This window comes from Ruminococcus sp. (assembly GCF_019423705.1).
Classification (GTDB): Bacteria; Bacillota; Clostridia; order Oscillospirales; family Ruminococcaceae; genus Hominimerdicola.
Genome location: NZ_JAHZAX010000001.1, coordinates 53,226 through 66,841, shown reverse-complemented (window position 1 = coordinate 66,841; position 13,616 = coordinate 53,226). Strand labels below are relative to the sequence as shown.

The 13,616-nt window shown below is 44.3% G+C and carries 12 protein-coding genes; 8 read left to right on the top strand and 4 right to left on the bottom strand.

Features of this window, described 5'->3' with window-relative positions; translation table 11 throughout:
• The first annotated feature begins 46 nt into the window (after positions 1 to 46).
• Entirely contained in the window at positions 47 to 1,024 is a 978-nt protein-coding gene (locus tag QZ371_RS00270; RefSeq protein WP_295207348.1) for a hypothetical protein, read from the top strand.
• A gap of 27 nt (positions 1,025 to 1,051) precedes the next feature.
• Positions 1,052 to 1,582: a hypothetical protein gene (locus QZ371_RS00265; RefSeq protein ID WP_295207345.1), complete on the top strand. Its 531-nt coding sequence runs from the start codon at positions 1,052 to 1,054 to the stop codon at positions 1,580 to 1,582.
• Between the two features lie 81 nt (positions 1,583 to 1,663).
• Here QZ371_RS00265 and QZ371_RS00260 read toward each other — a convergent pair whose 3' ends face one another.
• Positions 1,664 to 2,983 carry an SGNH/GDSL hydrolase family protein gene (locus tag QZ371_RS00260; RefSeq protein ID WP_295207342.1) on the bottom strand — a complete coding sequence of 440 codons (1,320 nt, stop codon included), beginning with the start codon at positions 2,981 to 2,983 and terminating at the stop codon, positions 1,664 to 1,666.
• A 506-nt stretch (positions 2,984 to 3,489) separates the two neighbouring features.
• Here QZ371_RS00260 and QZ371_RS00255 point away from each other — a divergent pair.
• The 5 genes from QZ371_RS00255 (at position 3,490) to QZ371_RS00235 (ending at position 9,442) form a co-directional block, all read left to right on the top strand.
• Positions 3,490 to 3,762, top strand: a complete 273-nt coding sequence (locus QZ371_RS00255; RefSeq protein WP_295207340.1) for a co-chaperone GroES — start codon at positions 3,490 to 3,492, stop codon at positions 3,760 to 3,762.
• A gap of 90 nt (positions 3,763 to 3,852) precedes the next feature.
• Positions 3,853 to 5,496, top strand: a complete 1,644-nt coding sequence (gene groL / locus QZ371_RS00250) for a chaperonin GroEL (protein WP_295207337.1) — start codon at positions 3,853 to 3,855, stop codon at positions 5,494 to 5,496.
• A gap of 417 nt (positions 5,497 to 5,913) precedes the next feature.
• Positions 5,914 to 6,618, top strand: a complete 705-nt coding sequence (locus QZ371_RS00245) for a response regulator transcription factor (protein WP_022288718.1) — start codon at positions 5,914 to 5,916, stop codon at positions 6,616 to 6,618.
• The gene (locus QZ371_RS00240) at positions 6,611 to 8,032 is read left to right on the top strand and encodes a HAMP domain-containing sensor histidine kinase (protein ID WP_295207332.1); all 1,422 of its coding nucleotides are present in this window, start codon (positions 6,611 to 6,613) and stop codon (positions 8,030 to 8,032) included. Before QZ371_RS00245 ends, QZ371_RS00240 begins: the two co-directional genes overlap by 8 nt.
• A gap of 15 nt (positions 8,033 to 8,047) precedes the next feature.
• Positions 8,048 to 9,442 carry a trypsin-like peptidase domain-containing protein gene (locus QZ371_RS00235; protein ID WP_295207329.1) on the top strand — a complete coding sequence of 465 codons (1,395 nt, stop codon included), beginning with the start codon at positions 8,048 to 8,050 and terminating at the stop codon, positions 9,440 to 9,442.
• A 307-nt stretch (positions 9,443 to 9,749) separates the two neighbouring features.
• Here the strand turns inward: QZ371_RS00235 and QZ371_RS00230 are convergent, their stop codons facing one another.
• A complete protein-coding gene (locus QZ371_RS00230) occupies positions 9,750 to 10,568 on the bottom strand; it encodes a hypothetical protein (RefSeq protein ID WP_295207326.1) in 819 nt (272 codons plus the stop codon).
• A gap of 359 nt (positions 10,569 to 10,927) precedes the next feature.
• On the opposite strand from QZ371_RS00230, the gene spoVAC reads away from it, so the two are divergent.
• Positions 10,928 to 11,374, top strand: a complete 447-nt coding sequence (spoVAC, locus tag QZ371_RS00225) for a stage V sporulation protein AC (protein ID WP_295207324.1) — start codon at positions 10,928 to 10,930, stop codon at positions 11,372 to 11,374.
• A gap of 91 nt (positions 11,375 to 11,465) precedes the next feature.
• On the opposite strand, the gene QZ371_RS00220 is transcribed toward spoVAC, so the two are convergent.
• Both QZ371_RS00220 and QZ371_RS00215 read right to left on the bottom strand, forming a co-directional pair.
• Positions 11,466 to 11,969, bottom strand: coding sequence for a hypothetical protein (locus QZ371_RS00220; protein WP_295207322.1), 504 nt, complete (start codon positions 11,967 to 11,969; stop codon positions 11,466 to 11,468).
• Positions 11,970 to 12,253: 284 nt separating this feature from the next.
• Positions 12,254 to 13,597: a sodium-dependent transporter gene (locus QZ371_RS00215; protein WP_295207319.1), complete on the bottom strand. Its 1,344-nt coding sequence runs from the start codon at positions 13,595 to 13,597 to the stop codon at positions 12,254 to 12,256.
• Positions 13,598 to 13,616 lie beyond the last annotated feature (19 nt).

Below are 13,616 nucleotides of genomic sequence, written 5' to 3'. Positions count from 1 at the left end.
AAATAATTGTATATTTAGTGTATAATAATTACATGAGGTAGTTATTATGAAGAAAATTATTTCAGCTGCAATAGTGTTAGCGATTATGGGAACAATGCCAGTCGGTGTTTCTGCTAGTCAAAACAGAGATTATGAGCCAATACCAAGTATGGTTCAGTACACAATTGATAATGATGGAATGGGTTCGGTAGTGAACAGACATAACTTATTTAATCAACAAAATGAGCAAGTTGCATACTGTTTAGATTGTGAAAGTGGTTATATCATTTATGATATAAATAGCTGTATTATAGAGTATAGTTCTACGGCGGAGTCACCATACCTAAACTGTGATGAGGTTGTGTACTATGGAGGCCCGCTAGAATATGTAACAGAAAAAGACGGACAGTTTTTCGATATCAATTCTGGCGAATGTGTAAACGATTTTGAGTTCGAGCCGATAGAGTCTTCCGAGTATGCTGTTCAAACAATAAGCACTAATTCCAATATTAGAGACGTAAAGACAACAATAAAGGGAAGTACTAGAAAATTGAATTACAATACGGGCGACAAGAATGCTTGTGGTTCATTAGCTACTACCATAATGCTATATTATTACTATGACTATGTGTCAAGTGATTATTTGAAGGCGTCATTTGCTAATAATTCAATGATGACCTTTGAAGCGATAAGGGGCGTAATAGAGCCTAAAAGAGAGGGTACAGACTATACTACTTTGCCACAGGGAATAGAGAAGGCTTATAAGACTGTTACTTCATTAAATTCACTTAGCGCAATACCTCAATATACTGGGGATTATTGGGGCAGAGTGTATTATTCAATTCTTAGATTAGATGAACCTGTAATTGTTGGTCTGAGTGACCACTCAATATATAAGAACCATTGGGTCGTAGCGCACGGAACACAAATAAGATATAATGGAAATACAATGATATATAAGTGGTATGTAGTAAATGATGGTTGGGGCAATGAAAATGTTCTCATTAATAGTAGTTATAGCGATGGCATAGTGTATTTTGACTAATAAACAAAGTTGAAGGAGATGACATATATGAAAAAAATTACACGTTTTATACTAATGGCTTATTGTATAACATTTGTTGCTTCAATGGTCGCTTGTGGTGATGTAGCGGATGAAAGTAGTGAGAACAATGTTAAACAGACAGATAGTGAAATTGTGACTCTTGATTCACAGGACGAAACAACAGCCGATTCAGATGATGAAAATATCGTTACCATTGATTTTTCCGATATAAACGGATTTGGAGTATCTAAAGCTTATGGTAATCCAAGCGGCGATGGAAGATATTGGGACATAGACGGTGAAGAGGCTGTTGAGAAATTTGCGCAGCTTCTTGATGAAAGCCTTAACTATGAAGTAACAAAGGAAGAAGCTGAAAGCCAAAGTGTTGCGAAGGGAACACCTCAATGGGAGATATCGGACGGCAAAAAATATAAGATAACTGTCAGACAGTCTACTACTGATACCTACAATTTAAAGATCAACAAGAGCTATTATAATGTTCCCGAAGAGCTTATGACAGAGCTTTGTGACCTTGTGACAGCTCAGCAAAATTCATAATCTGAACACAAAAATAAACGGCTGATACAAATTAGTATCAGCCGTTTTGTTGTTATAAAGTTTAAGCTTGTAGTCCGGCAATTAAGAAACCAGCCAGTTAAGGATCTCAAAGTTTGGCTTTGAATCGTCGATAACTGTTACTTCAACTGTGTGAGTTGCAACTTCGTCAGAAGAGTATACCTGCTCAGCCTTTGCGTAGTTGCCCCAGCCGCCTGAGAAGTCAGCGTTGATAGTCGCAACGTCCTCGCCGTCGATCTTAACTGCAACTGTTGCGGAAGAGCCGTCAACTGTCATATAGTAGATCATACCGATGTTCTTTGCTGTGATCTCAAATGTAGCTGTGCCGCCTGTTGTCGTGCCCCAGCCATCTGTGAACTTCTGGAACTTTGTTACCTTTGTGAATGAACCTTCGTCAGTTGTCTTTACGATGTCGGAAGTCTCACGGCTGCCGATAGTAGCGTTTGCAAATGGGTCGCCTGTCGGAGCAACTGTGTTCTCGTCAAATGCCTTTGCTTCCTTGTCCTCTGTGTCAAGGTTGTTCTTTACGTTCTCAGCGAACTTTGTGAGCAGAGAAGCCATTATAACGTGGCCATCGTCATTCGGGTGAACGTTATCAGGTGAGATATCCTGCCAAGTGAAGTTGCCAGCCTCGATCTCAGGCATAACAGCATCGTGATAAGATATCATAGGAATGTTATAAGCCTGTGCGACCTTGAGGTGCGCAGCCTGTGGAGAAGAACCGTCCTCGCAGGAAGGCTCGAGTATCATAACGGCAGGGTTGTTTTCCTGCTCAAGGCACATTCTAACAAGGCTGTCCATACAAGACTCATAGAAGTCGTTGTCAGCGTCGTTGATGAACTCGATAACGATGATATCTGGGTTATCAGCAAGAGCGTCTCTCTGCGCTCTGTGAACGCCGATGTAAGAGTCAGTTGCGCCGATACCAGCGTTATTAACGTCAACATAGTAGCTGATATTCTCTTCCCACCAGCTCTTGAACTGGTTTACATACTGATGAGTGGAAGAGTTTGCGCCTGAGCCTGCTGTGATAGAGTCGCCGAGGAAGCAAATTTTAGTAGTTTCCTTTGGATTAGCAAGAGCGTAATCGAGCTTTGCAGCAAGGCGAGAAGTATCGCCCTCATTGATAACGCTGCGAGCGATCATATTATCTGTTGCGCCGTTCTTGACGTCCACCTTTTCAGTAGAAACAGGGTACTCAGCGAGGAGCTTGTCGGAAACGCTTTCCTCGGCAGCAGCGGAGCTGTCATTGGTGGTGGAGTCGGCAGCGGCGTTGGAAGCGCCGTCCTTAGCACTTGAGCTTGAATTGTCTGAGCTGCCGCAGCCTGTAAAAACAGCGCTAGTCATACAAAGGGCGAGGGCAGCTGCCAATAATTTCTTCATAGTCGAAAATCCTTTCTGATCTTGAAATTTGCCATAATGGCTATATATTTTACAAGACCATTATACACCATTTTGGCTGACATTGCAATACTTTTTTACCATTGTGGTTGAGGAAAGTGCGGTGCAAGTGAGGAATGAGGAGTGAGGAATGAGGAATGAGGAATGTCGGAATCGCCTAGCGGCGATGATTTTGAAATGGGGAATAGAAAAAGTGCGAATTTGCGACACGCTAACGTAACGCTCTGTATAAGTAGAACAAAGGCAAATTATCGTACAATCTGTACACTAATACCACCGATAAACAACCAAACTATTGTGCAATCCTACAAAAATAATATAAATGACCATAAATGACTTGAAATTTGCGAAAAAGGTGCTAAAATATAGTTAGCACTCAAGAAGAATGAGTGCTAACAATCTAGCGCTGAGAGTGCTGAGATCTGTTTTGAGCACTTTCAAATATACCATTTAGAAATTGAACAGATACTATAAAGGAGGAACTTATTATGGCAATCAAACCATTGCAGGACAGAGTTGTAGTTAAAATGACAGAGGCTGAGGAAACTACTAAGAGCGGTATCATCCTTACAGGTTCAGCTAAGGAAAAGCCGGAGGTAGCCGAGGTCATCGCAGTCGGCCCCGGTAAAAAGGACGTTACAATGGGCGTTAATAAGGGCGATAAGGTGCTTATCTCTAAGTACAGCGGCACTAATGTCAAGCTCGACGGCGAAGAGTTCATCATCGTTAAAATGGACGATATCCTCGCAGTTGTAGAATAAAAAGAAATAAGAAATAAAACGGTATGTATTATAAATAGTATATAAAGTATACGAAATACTTGATACTATATCAAATGGAGGTAACTTATTATGGCTAAAGAAATTATTTTCGGCGAGGACGCAAGAAAGGCTTTGCAGGCTGGTATAGATAAACTCGCTAATACAGTTAAGATCACTCTCGGCCCTAAGGGCAGAAACGTTGTCCTCGATAAGAAGTACGGCGCTCCGCTCATTACAAACGACGGCGTTACTATCGCTAAGGAGATCGAGCTTGACGACGCTTTTGAGAATATGGGCGCTCAGCTCGTTAAGGAAGTCGCTACTAAGACTAACGACGCAGCAGGCGACGGCACAACAACAGCTACTCTGCTCGCTCAGGCTCTTGTTAGAGAGGGTATGAAGAATATCGCAGCAGGCGCTAATCCAATGGTTCTTAAGAAGGGTATGGATCAGGCTGTAAATACTGCTGTTGAAACTATCGTCGCTAATTCTAAGAAGATCGAAGGCTCTGACGAGATCGCAAGAGTCGGCGCTGTTTCCGCTGCTGATGAGAATATCGGTAAGCTCATCGCTGAGGCTATGGAAAAGGTAACGGCTGACGGCGTTATCACTCTTGAAGAGTCAAAGACTGCTGAAACTTACAGCGAAGTAGTTGAGGGTATGCAGTTCGACAGAGGCTATATCGCTCCTTATATGGTTACAGATACAGATAAGATGGAAGCTGTTCTTGACGACGCTTACATTCTTATCACAGATAAGAAGATATCTAACATTCAGGAAATTCTCCCACTTCTCGAGCAGATCGTTAAGGCCGGCAAGAAGCTCCTTATCATCGCTGAGGACGTTGAGGGCGAAGCACTTTCAACTCTTATCGTAAACAAGCTGAGAGGTACTTTCACTTGCGTTGCTGTTAAGGCTCCGGGCTTTGGCGACAGAAGAAAGGAAATGCTTCAGGATATCGCTATCCTCACAGGCGGTCAGGTAATTTCTGCTGAACTCGGCCTCGAACTCAGCGAGACAACTATGGAGCAGCTTGGCAGAGCTAGACAGGTAGTCGTTCAGAAGGAGAACACTATCATCGTTGACGGCGCAGGCAACAGCGAGGATATCAAGGCAAGAGTTGGTCAGATCAAGTCACAGATCGAGAACACAACTTCTGATTTCGATAGAGAAAAGCTTCAGGAAAGACTTGCTAAGCTTTCAGGCGGCGTAGCTGTTATCAAGGTCGGCGCTGCAACTGAAGTTGAAATGAAGGAAAAGAAGCTGAGAATCGAAGACGCTCTCGCAGCAACAAAGGCTGCTGTTGAAGAGGGTATCGTAGCAGGCGGCGGAACAGCTCTTATCAACGCTATGCCAGCAGTTAAGAAGCTCGTTGACAAGCTCAGCGGCGACGAAAAGACAGGCGCTCAGATCGTTTACAAGGCACTTGAAGAGCCTGTAAGACAGATCGCTGTAAATGCAGGTCTCGAGGGCAGCGTTATCATCGACAAGATCATTCGTTCAAGAAAGGTCGGCTATGGCTTCAATGCTTATACTTCCGAGTATGTTGATATGATCCCAGCAGGTATTGTTGACCCAACTAAGGTTACACGTTCAGCTCTCCAGAACGCTGCTTCTGTTGCTTCAATGGTTCTCACAACTGAGAGCCTTGTTGCTGACAAGAAGGATCCGCAGGCTGACGCTGCAATGGCAGCAGCTGCCGCAGGTGCAGGCGGAATGGGCGGAATGTACTAATAACTAATATCGCCACAAAATAGCTAATATTTGAATTTGGTTTTGCAGCAGCCCGATCTTGCTTGGCGTAAAGCTTCGCAGGGTCGGGCTGTTTTTGCAAGGTCGATATGATAAATCATTTAACGATAGCATATCCCATACCATTTTATTCATAACAATAAAATCCAATAATATTTATTAATTAATCTAATTATATATATGCTGTTGACGATGTGGGTAAAATTATCACAGATAATATTATATTTAATGAAAAGTTAATATAATATTCACACAATAGGTTTGTGAATTTGTTATAATACTTATATCAATTGAAATTTATATTGCCGTTTGTTCAAATTTTCGGCTTTGCGAAAATAGTTATATGGGCGGACTAATATAGAATGTATGAAAAGGGATCAAAAGAAAGGAAGATGAATTATGTCGCTGGGAAGAGTTTTGGTCGTTGATGACGATAAGAATATCTGCGAATTGCTCAGACTTTACCTTGAAAAGGAGGGTTACGGCGTTATCCTCGCACACGATGGCGAAGAGGCTGTCGTAAAGTTCAATGCGCTCAAGCCTGATATTATCCTGCTTGATATTATGCTGCCCGGTATCGATGGCTGGCAGGTATGCCGTGAAATAAGAAAGAAGTCCAACGTGCCTATCATTATGATAACAGCAAAGGTCGAGACGTTCGATAAGGTACTCGGTCTTGAACTTGGCGCAGACGACTATATCGTTAAGCCTTTCGATACAAAGGAAGTTATCGCAAGGATCAAGGCTGTATACAGAAGAGTTGGCCAGTCCTCAGGCGAGGCTGAGATCAAGGAAGTCAAGTATGACAAGCTTTCAGTAAATATGACAAGATATGAGCTGAGAGTAAACGGTCAGGTGCTCGATACACCACCGAAGGAGCTTGAGCTTCTGTTCCACCTTGCGTCAAATCCAAACAGAGTTTACACAAGAGATCAGCTCCTTGACGAAGTTTGGGGATTTGAGTATTACGGCGATTCAAGAACTATCGACGTTCACGTTAAGAGACTGCGTGAGAAGCTTGAGGGCGTTTCCGATAAGTGGGCTCTTAAAACTGTATGGGGCGTAGGTTATAAGTTCGAAGTTGCTGAAACTCCGCATGAGTAATCGAAAAAGCATATTCTTTAAATACTTTGTAATTTGTTCAGCAGTAATACTTGTAAGCTTCATATGCTTAGGAACGGTATTGCTGCTGGTTTCTTCAAGGTATTTTATTGACGAAAAAAAGAGCCTGTTGGAGAAAAACGCCAAGGCTCTTGCTTTATATACGCAGGACGAAATGCTGGACGAGCCCGCAGGCTGGAAGGCAGGAGTTAAAAGTCAGATGAGCCAGTACGCAATGGCTTGCAACGCCGACTTTATCCTCTGCGACAAAACGGGCAAGGTGCTTATCAATTCCAGCAGCGACCCTGCGTGCAGCCCTCAGAATATCTCAACCGACCAGCTGTCGGCTTTTTCCGAAAGCTGCAACTATGTTTATACCGACCTTGACGGCGCTTTCAAGGAAATGTATCACGTTATCGGAAAGTCTTTCAAGGCAAACGGACCCGAGTATTATGTGCTTGCGTTCAGCTCGAGAGCCGATCAGGACGATTATATATACAACATTATGGAAATTTTTATCGTGTCGGCAATAATCGTGCTCGTCGTGGTAATGTTTCTGGTATATTTCACAACTTTGAAGCTCACAGAGCCTATCAAGGAGATCGCAGAGGTGTCAAAGAAGATCGGCGCAGGTGATTTCTCTGTCACTCTGCCTGATTATTCCACCGCAGAGCTTGAACAGCTCAGCAACGCTTTCAACGATATGGCTGCCAGCCTTAAAAGCTATGACACAATGCGAAACAGCTTCCTCGCCAACGTTTCTCACGAACTGAGAACGCCGATGACGTCGATCGGCGGCTTTGTTGACGGCCTGCTGGACGGCACTATACCGAAGTCGGAAGAGAAATATTATCTCAAGATAATCTCATCGGAAGTTCACAGACTTGCAAGGCTTGTAAGAAGTATGCTCAATCTTGCCAAGATCGAGGCAGGCGAGCTAAAGCCGAATTTGCAGTATTTCTCTGTCCTCGAGCCTATCGTGGACACACTTGTGACCTTTGAGCCGAGACTTGAAGAGAAAAACATTGAGGTCAGAGGCCTTGACGTTGATAGAGTGACCCTTTACGCTGATAACGACCTTGTTCATCAGGTTATGTACAATCTCATCGAGAATGCTATCAAGTTCGTTGACAAGGACGGCTATATCGAGTTCGGCTTCAAGCCCGAAGGGGATATGACAAGCATTTCTATCAGAAACAGCGGCGAGGGACTGTCCGAGGACGAGCTTCCGCTGGTGTTCGACAGATTTTATAAGACGGACAAGTCACGAGGCCTTGACAAAACAGGCGTGGGACTTGGACTTAACATCGTGCGCTCTATCATAAAACTCCACGGCGGAAAAATTATGGTGCGAAGCGTGAAAAACGAGTATACCGAGTTTGTTTTCACCCTGCCGAACAAGGCGCAGGAGGATTGACATTAGGAGGTCTTAATGGGCTTTTTTGATGAACAGGATATCGTTTCTGTGCCCGATAAAGATAATAATATTGATAGCGCAAATAATGCTGATAATGCTGAAAATGCGGACATTTCAGACAAAGCCGATGAAAAGCACGAAAAGTTCATTTATGAGCTGCCAAAGGGCGCAAAGTCTGAAAAGGAGATCGGCGCAGATTTTTGGAAAGGCGCTGAGAAGGCAAGACGCAAGCGCCGCAGCAAACAGTCCGCACGCTATGCGCTGGGCAAGCTGTGCTTTATGCTGCTGTTTGTGGGCGTGGGCGTTGCTATCACTATCACGACCATAAGGGGCAGCGGTTGGCTGTCCAATATGGTCACGGGGGGAAAGAACATTAACTTTACCCTGCCTGTGGCGGATAAGCCCCAGCTTGACGACGAATTTCAGCTTGCTGACGGCCGTTATACTGCCGAGGGCGTGGCGGAAGCGTTTTCCCCTGCGGTGGTGTCCGTTGAGGTTTACAGCAATACAGGCAGCTATGCAGCGTCAGGACAGGGCAGCGGCGTTATAATGTCCACCGACGGCTATATCGTCACCAATGCTCACGTTGTCAGCGCTGCGGACGCAGGCATAAGAGTTGTCCTCAGCGACGGCACGGAATATGCCGCAGAGGTGGTGGGCAAGGACGAAGCCACCGATATCGCAGTCATAAAGATCAAAGCTCAAGGCTTGCAGGCAGCTGAATTTGGCGACTCAGCGCAAGTCAAGGCAGGCGAGGACGTTGTCGCTATCGGTTCGCCTGCCGGATATTACGGAACTGTCACAAAGGGCATAGTTTCGGGGGTGAACAGGCGAATTCGCCTTGAAAATTCCTCCATAATAATGAACTGTATCCAGATAGACGCCGCCATAAACCCAGGCAATTCAGGCGGAGCGCTCTTCAATATGTGGGGGCAGGTCATCGGCATAACGTCGTCAAAGCTTGCTTCCAGCGATTATGAGGGCATAGGCTTTGCGATCTCAATACAAGAGGCAAAGCCCGTCATTGAGGAGCTTATGGAAAAAGGCTTTGTTTCGGGCAGGGTCAAGATCGGCATAACATACTATGCGGTCTCAGAGACCACCGCTGAAATGTATGATATCGAACCCGGCTTGTGCGTTGTGTCGGTAAATCCCGAGTGCGACGTCGCAAACACCAGCATTACAGAGGGCGATATCATCACCGAGATCGACGGCAATCCAACCGCCGACGTCAGCGACGTTACATCGCTTTTCAAGGACAAAAATCCGGGCGATGAGATAACCTGCAAGGTGTTCAGAGCCAACGACGACGGCTCGTCAGAAACATTTGACGTCACATTCAAGCTTATGGAAGATAACGGCGGACTTATCCTTGAGGACAGCAATGAAAATGAAAGCGAAAATAAATAATAAGTCGCATAAAAAACAAAATGATCTGCGGAAGAGATTTCCGCAGATCATTTTGTTTTCTTGATTTTTTGATAAAGGGGATCAATAAAATATGTGATGATGAATAGTATTAAGCACTAAATACTATAGAGATATTATAACGCTAACTAACTTTCACGTCAAGGCGTGTGAAAGTTAGCCTTTGCAAAAACTTTGTCACACAAGCTGTCACACTCATCTTTTGCATAATAAAAACACAAAAAGCAGACCGCCGAAGCGATCTGCTTGAATTTGTATGCTTTATACAGGATAACTATAACTCTTGCAATTATTCAGAAAGACCCTCGATAGTGAATGTAACTTCAAGGCTGTCCTCGAATGCGAGAGAATCCTTGTCGATTGGAGAATCCTTAGATGTGTCGCCGAAATCGTTGTAGATCTCGATTCTGTAACAGTTGTTGTTGTCCTCAATGTTGCCGTACTTGATCTTGGAAGCGTCAAATTCAACATCCTTGCCATCAGCCTTGATAGACTTAACTTCTACCTTCAGATCGTCAGCATTGTACTTGCCAGGGGCTTCCTTATCAGTCTTAGGATCGCCCTTGCCCTTAAGAGCGTCACCGTTGAGCAGACCAACGATATCAACACACATTACAACGCAGCCCTCAGCCTGTACAGCATAATCGCCGTCAAGAGCTACCTGTGGGTTGAGACCCTCGTCCGGATCGTCATAAGAGATAGAAGCGTTTGTGATAGAAACTGTGTACTCGCCATCGCCTGTTACGTCAGCGTCAACACCGAATGCCTGTGTAGCGCCTTCCATACCCTGGCCTTCCCAGTTGCCCCAGAGCCACTGGCTGTCGCCGAACATAAGGAATGCATCATAGCCTTCAAATGTTTTTACAGGTGTGTAATCGGAATCGCCGCCGGCAGCGTTTGAATCAGCAGTAGAATCTGCGGTAGAATCAGCAGCGGACTCCTCAGGAGCAGCTGTTGTTGTAGTTGTCTCCGGAGCGGCTGTTGTAGTTGTAGTAGTTGTTGCGTCAGCAGCCTTTGTTGATGAATCATCTGTGCTTCCGCAGGAAGCAAGCATAACTGTTGTCAGCGAAAGAGCTGTACAAGCAGCGAGTATCTTCTTTGCGTTCATAATAATTAACCTCCTAAAATTAAAATGGCAACCAACGTGCCACATAAAGGCTATCCGATTCGGATAACATCTCTAATGAATATGATACAAAATTTTCGCAATTTTTTCAAGACACTATTTAAACAAAATTAGCATTGATAAATCGTTTACATTGCACAAAACTTGTTGAAACTATATAAAAATATTATCCTTATAGTAGTATATTGCACAATTGTTTTAACATATATAGCCTTCAAACGCTTTTCCCGACTGCGAAAATTTTAAATTTGCCGATATTTTTTGCGATATTATCGCATATTTAAAGCGAGTTTGCAGATAATATCCACAGACGATCTTGAATTTTGCAGGAGGTAATGAAAATGGATATAAATTTAAGCAAGACCCAGTACAGCGAAATGTACAAAGAGGCCTCAAAGGGCACAAAATGGTGGTTGACCATACCGAAAGCCTTTTGTATCGGCGGACTTATCTGCGCATTGGGGCAGGCGCTCCTGAATATGTATCTGAGCTTCGGGCTGTCAAAGGACAACGCCTCGATGTCGGTCTCTATCACGCTGGTGTTCCTGTCGGCGCTGTTCACAGGTCTCGGCTGGTATGACAAGATCGCACGGCACGCAGGCGCAGGCACCCTTGTGCCAATAACAGGCTTTGCAAACTCCGTTGCAGCCCCGGCGCTGGAATTTAAGACAGAGGGCTATGTGCTAGGTCTCGGCGCAAAAATTTTCATCATAAGCGGCCCTGTTATCCTCTACGGAACGCTTGCCAGCGTGGTCTATGGGCTGATATATTATCTTTTTCTGAGGTAAATTGGACGATAACCCCATACAATTGTCGTAAACAAAAACGGGCGAATAATGTTCGCCCGTTTGCATTTTCTCTGTTTGATTTTTTTTGCCCTTAAACCAGCGTTTCCTTATACTTGCTGCCCTCGACAACAAGAATCGGATAGCCCTCAAGATAAGGCTTCACAGCCTCGGGGTTCTTGTCAGCGTATTCAAAGATCTGCTCCGAAAGCTCCGTTGCCACTTCAACAATGTCCTTGATAGGGCGCTTTGCCACCTCGGGACAGACCGGCGACAGGGTGATGACCTTTGTGTCATTGAGCGCCATAACTCTCAGCGGCCATATCTTGCAGTCAAAAGGCTTGTCGTCCCCAAGGATACAGCCCTTTTCGTGGTCGAGGAGAGAACAGTAGTAAAGGTCGATGTCCTTTTCCTTGTCCATTTTGAGCAGAAAATGGCTGTCCTTCTTGACGAATTGCTGCTCGGGAGCATATTCCTGCAATATCCTGCTTGCAAGCTTCTTTGAGATATAAGGCGTTTCCCACAGGTCATAGCTGTCAAATGAACAGCATATCCTGCACTTTGCGCACTCTTCCTTTGATATCAGTTTCGATAACATTTTTACTTCACCGTCCAAATTTCAGAAAAATCGTAACTTAACAATTAAAAACTATAAAACTAAAAAAATCCGATATCCCCATTATCACAAATACAAATACTAATACTAATGCTAATACTTATTACTATATATCCTAATTTTAGCACATTTCCAATAATAAATCAAGACGTCAAAAACTTATTTACAATTAAGACGATAAATTTTAATAGGCTGAATATATGGCCACTCACATAAAAAAGCAAACGAACGCCGAAACGTCCGCTTGCTTTTTTTAGCTTTTAGCTTTATACATAACCCACAACGGAAGAAATAAAGATCACAAGCAGGAAAACAGGTGCGATGTACTTTACCATAACTCTGTAAAGCTTTGCGCTCTTGAATTTGCCTGATGATTCGATCTCTTCCTCGATAGTTTTCGGCTTCACTACATAGCCCACGAACAGGCAGGTGAAAAGTCCAACTATCGGCATAAGGATATTGTTGCTTATGAAGTCGAAGAAGTCAAGGAAATCTCTGCCGAGGAGCTGAATGTTGCTCCAAGCACCAAAGCCCATTGACGAAGGTATTGCCATAAGGAACGCAATGCCAAGGATAACAATGCTTCCGGCGATTCGCTTGACGTGGAGCTTATCCATAAATACTGAAAGGATAGTCTCCATAAGTGATACCGACGAGGTGAGGGCTGCGAAGAATACCAAGATAAAGAATACAGCGCCCACGATCTGTCCGCCCTTCATCGAATCGAACACCTTTGGCAGTGTGACGAACATAAGCGTAGGACCTTGCTGGAGCTTGCTTGTATCGCCGTTTGAGAATGCGAACACCGCAGGTATGATCATAACGCCTGCCATAAACGCAATGCCCGTGTCGAATATCTCGATGTTTCTGACCGACTTTTCAAGGTCGTCCTTTTTGTTCATATAAGAGCCGTATGTTATCATAATGCCCATTGCAAGGCTCATTGAATAGAAAAGCTGTCCCATTGCCGCAACGACTGTCTTGAGCGAGAACATCTCAAAGTTCGGCTTGACGTAATAAACCAGTCCGTCCAACGCTCCCGGCAGCGTAAGGGAATATATCGCAATGCCAACAGTCATAATGGCAAGCACAGGCATAAGCACCTTGCTGACCTTTTCAATGCCGTTCTGCACGCCCATCATAATGATAAGCGCTGTCAGTACGATGAAAATTGCAAGGAATATTATCGGCTGTCCTGTCTGACTGATAAACGCAGGGAAGTAGCTGTCATCAGCCGCAGCCTTGCCGCTGCCTGTTGTGTAAACAGTCACGAACTTCGTTACCCAGCCGCCTATTACGCAGTAATAAGGGAATATGATGATAGGCACCAGCGCTGCAATATAGCCGATGAAGTCGTATTTCTTGTGAAGTATGCCAAAGGCTTCAATACAGCTCTTGCCCGTCTTTCGTCCAATGGCGATCTCTGTTATCATCAGCGTGAAACCGAACGTTACCGCAAAGATTACATATACCAGCAGGAAAATTCCTCCGCCGTATTTTGCCGCAAGATAAGGAAATCGCCAAATATTTCCCAATCCCACCGCCGAGCCTGCCGCAGCAAGGATAAATCCCAGTCGGCTTGAAAAGCCGGCCTTTTTTGTGTGCTCCATATAATTTCCTCCCAATTAA

Coding starts and splice junctions, on each gene's coding strand:
- QZ371_RS00215 (WP_295207319.1), bottom strand. CDS start 13,597: ATGGAGCACACAAAAAAGGCCGGCTTTTCAAGCCGACTGGGATTTATC.
- QZ371_RS00220 (WP_295207322.1), bottom strand. CDS start 11,969: ATGTTATCGAAACTGATATCAAAGGAAGAGTGCGCAAAGTGCAGGATA.
- QZ371_RS00235 (WP_295207329.1), top strand. CDS start 8,048: ATGGGCTTTTTTGATGAACAGGATATCGTTTCTGTGCCCGATAAAGAT.
- QZ371_RS00270 (WP_295207348.1), top strand. CDS start 47: ATGAAGAAAATTATTTCAGCTGCAATAGTGTTAGCGATTATGGGAACA.
- QZ371_RS00245 (WP_022288718.1), top strand. CDS start 5,914: ATGTCGCTGGGAAGAGTTTTGGTCGTTGATGACGATAAGAATATCTGC.
- QZ371_RS00265 (WP_295207345.1), top strand. CDS start 1,052: ATGAAAAAAATTACACGTTTTATACTAATGGCTTATTGTATAACATTT.
- QZ371_RS00240 (WP_295207332.1), top strand. CDS start 6,611: ATGAGTAATCGAAAAAGCATATTCTTTAAATACTTTGTAATTTGTTCA.
- groL (WP_295207337.1), top strand. CDS start 3,853: ATGGCTAAAGAAATTATTTTCGGCGAGGACGCAAGAAAGGCTTTGCAG.
- spoVAC (WP_295207324.1), top strand. CDS start 10,928: ATGGATATAAATTTAAGCAAGACCCAGTACAGCGAAATGTACAAAGAG.
- QZ371_RS00255 (WP_295207340.1), top strand. CDS start 3,490: ATGGCAATCAAACCATTGCAGGACAGAGTTGTAGTTAAAATGACAGAG.
- QZ371_RS00230 (WP_295207326.1), bottom strand. CDS start 10,568: ATGAACGCAAAGAAGATACTCGCTGCTTGTACAGCTCTTTCGCTGACA.
- QZ371_RS00260 (WP_295207342.1), bottom strand. CDS start 2,983: ATGAAGAAATTATTGGCAGCTGCCCTCGCCCTTTGTATGACTAGCGCT.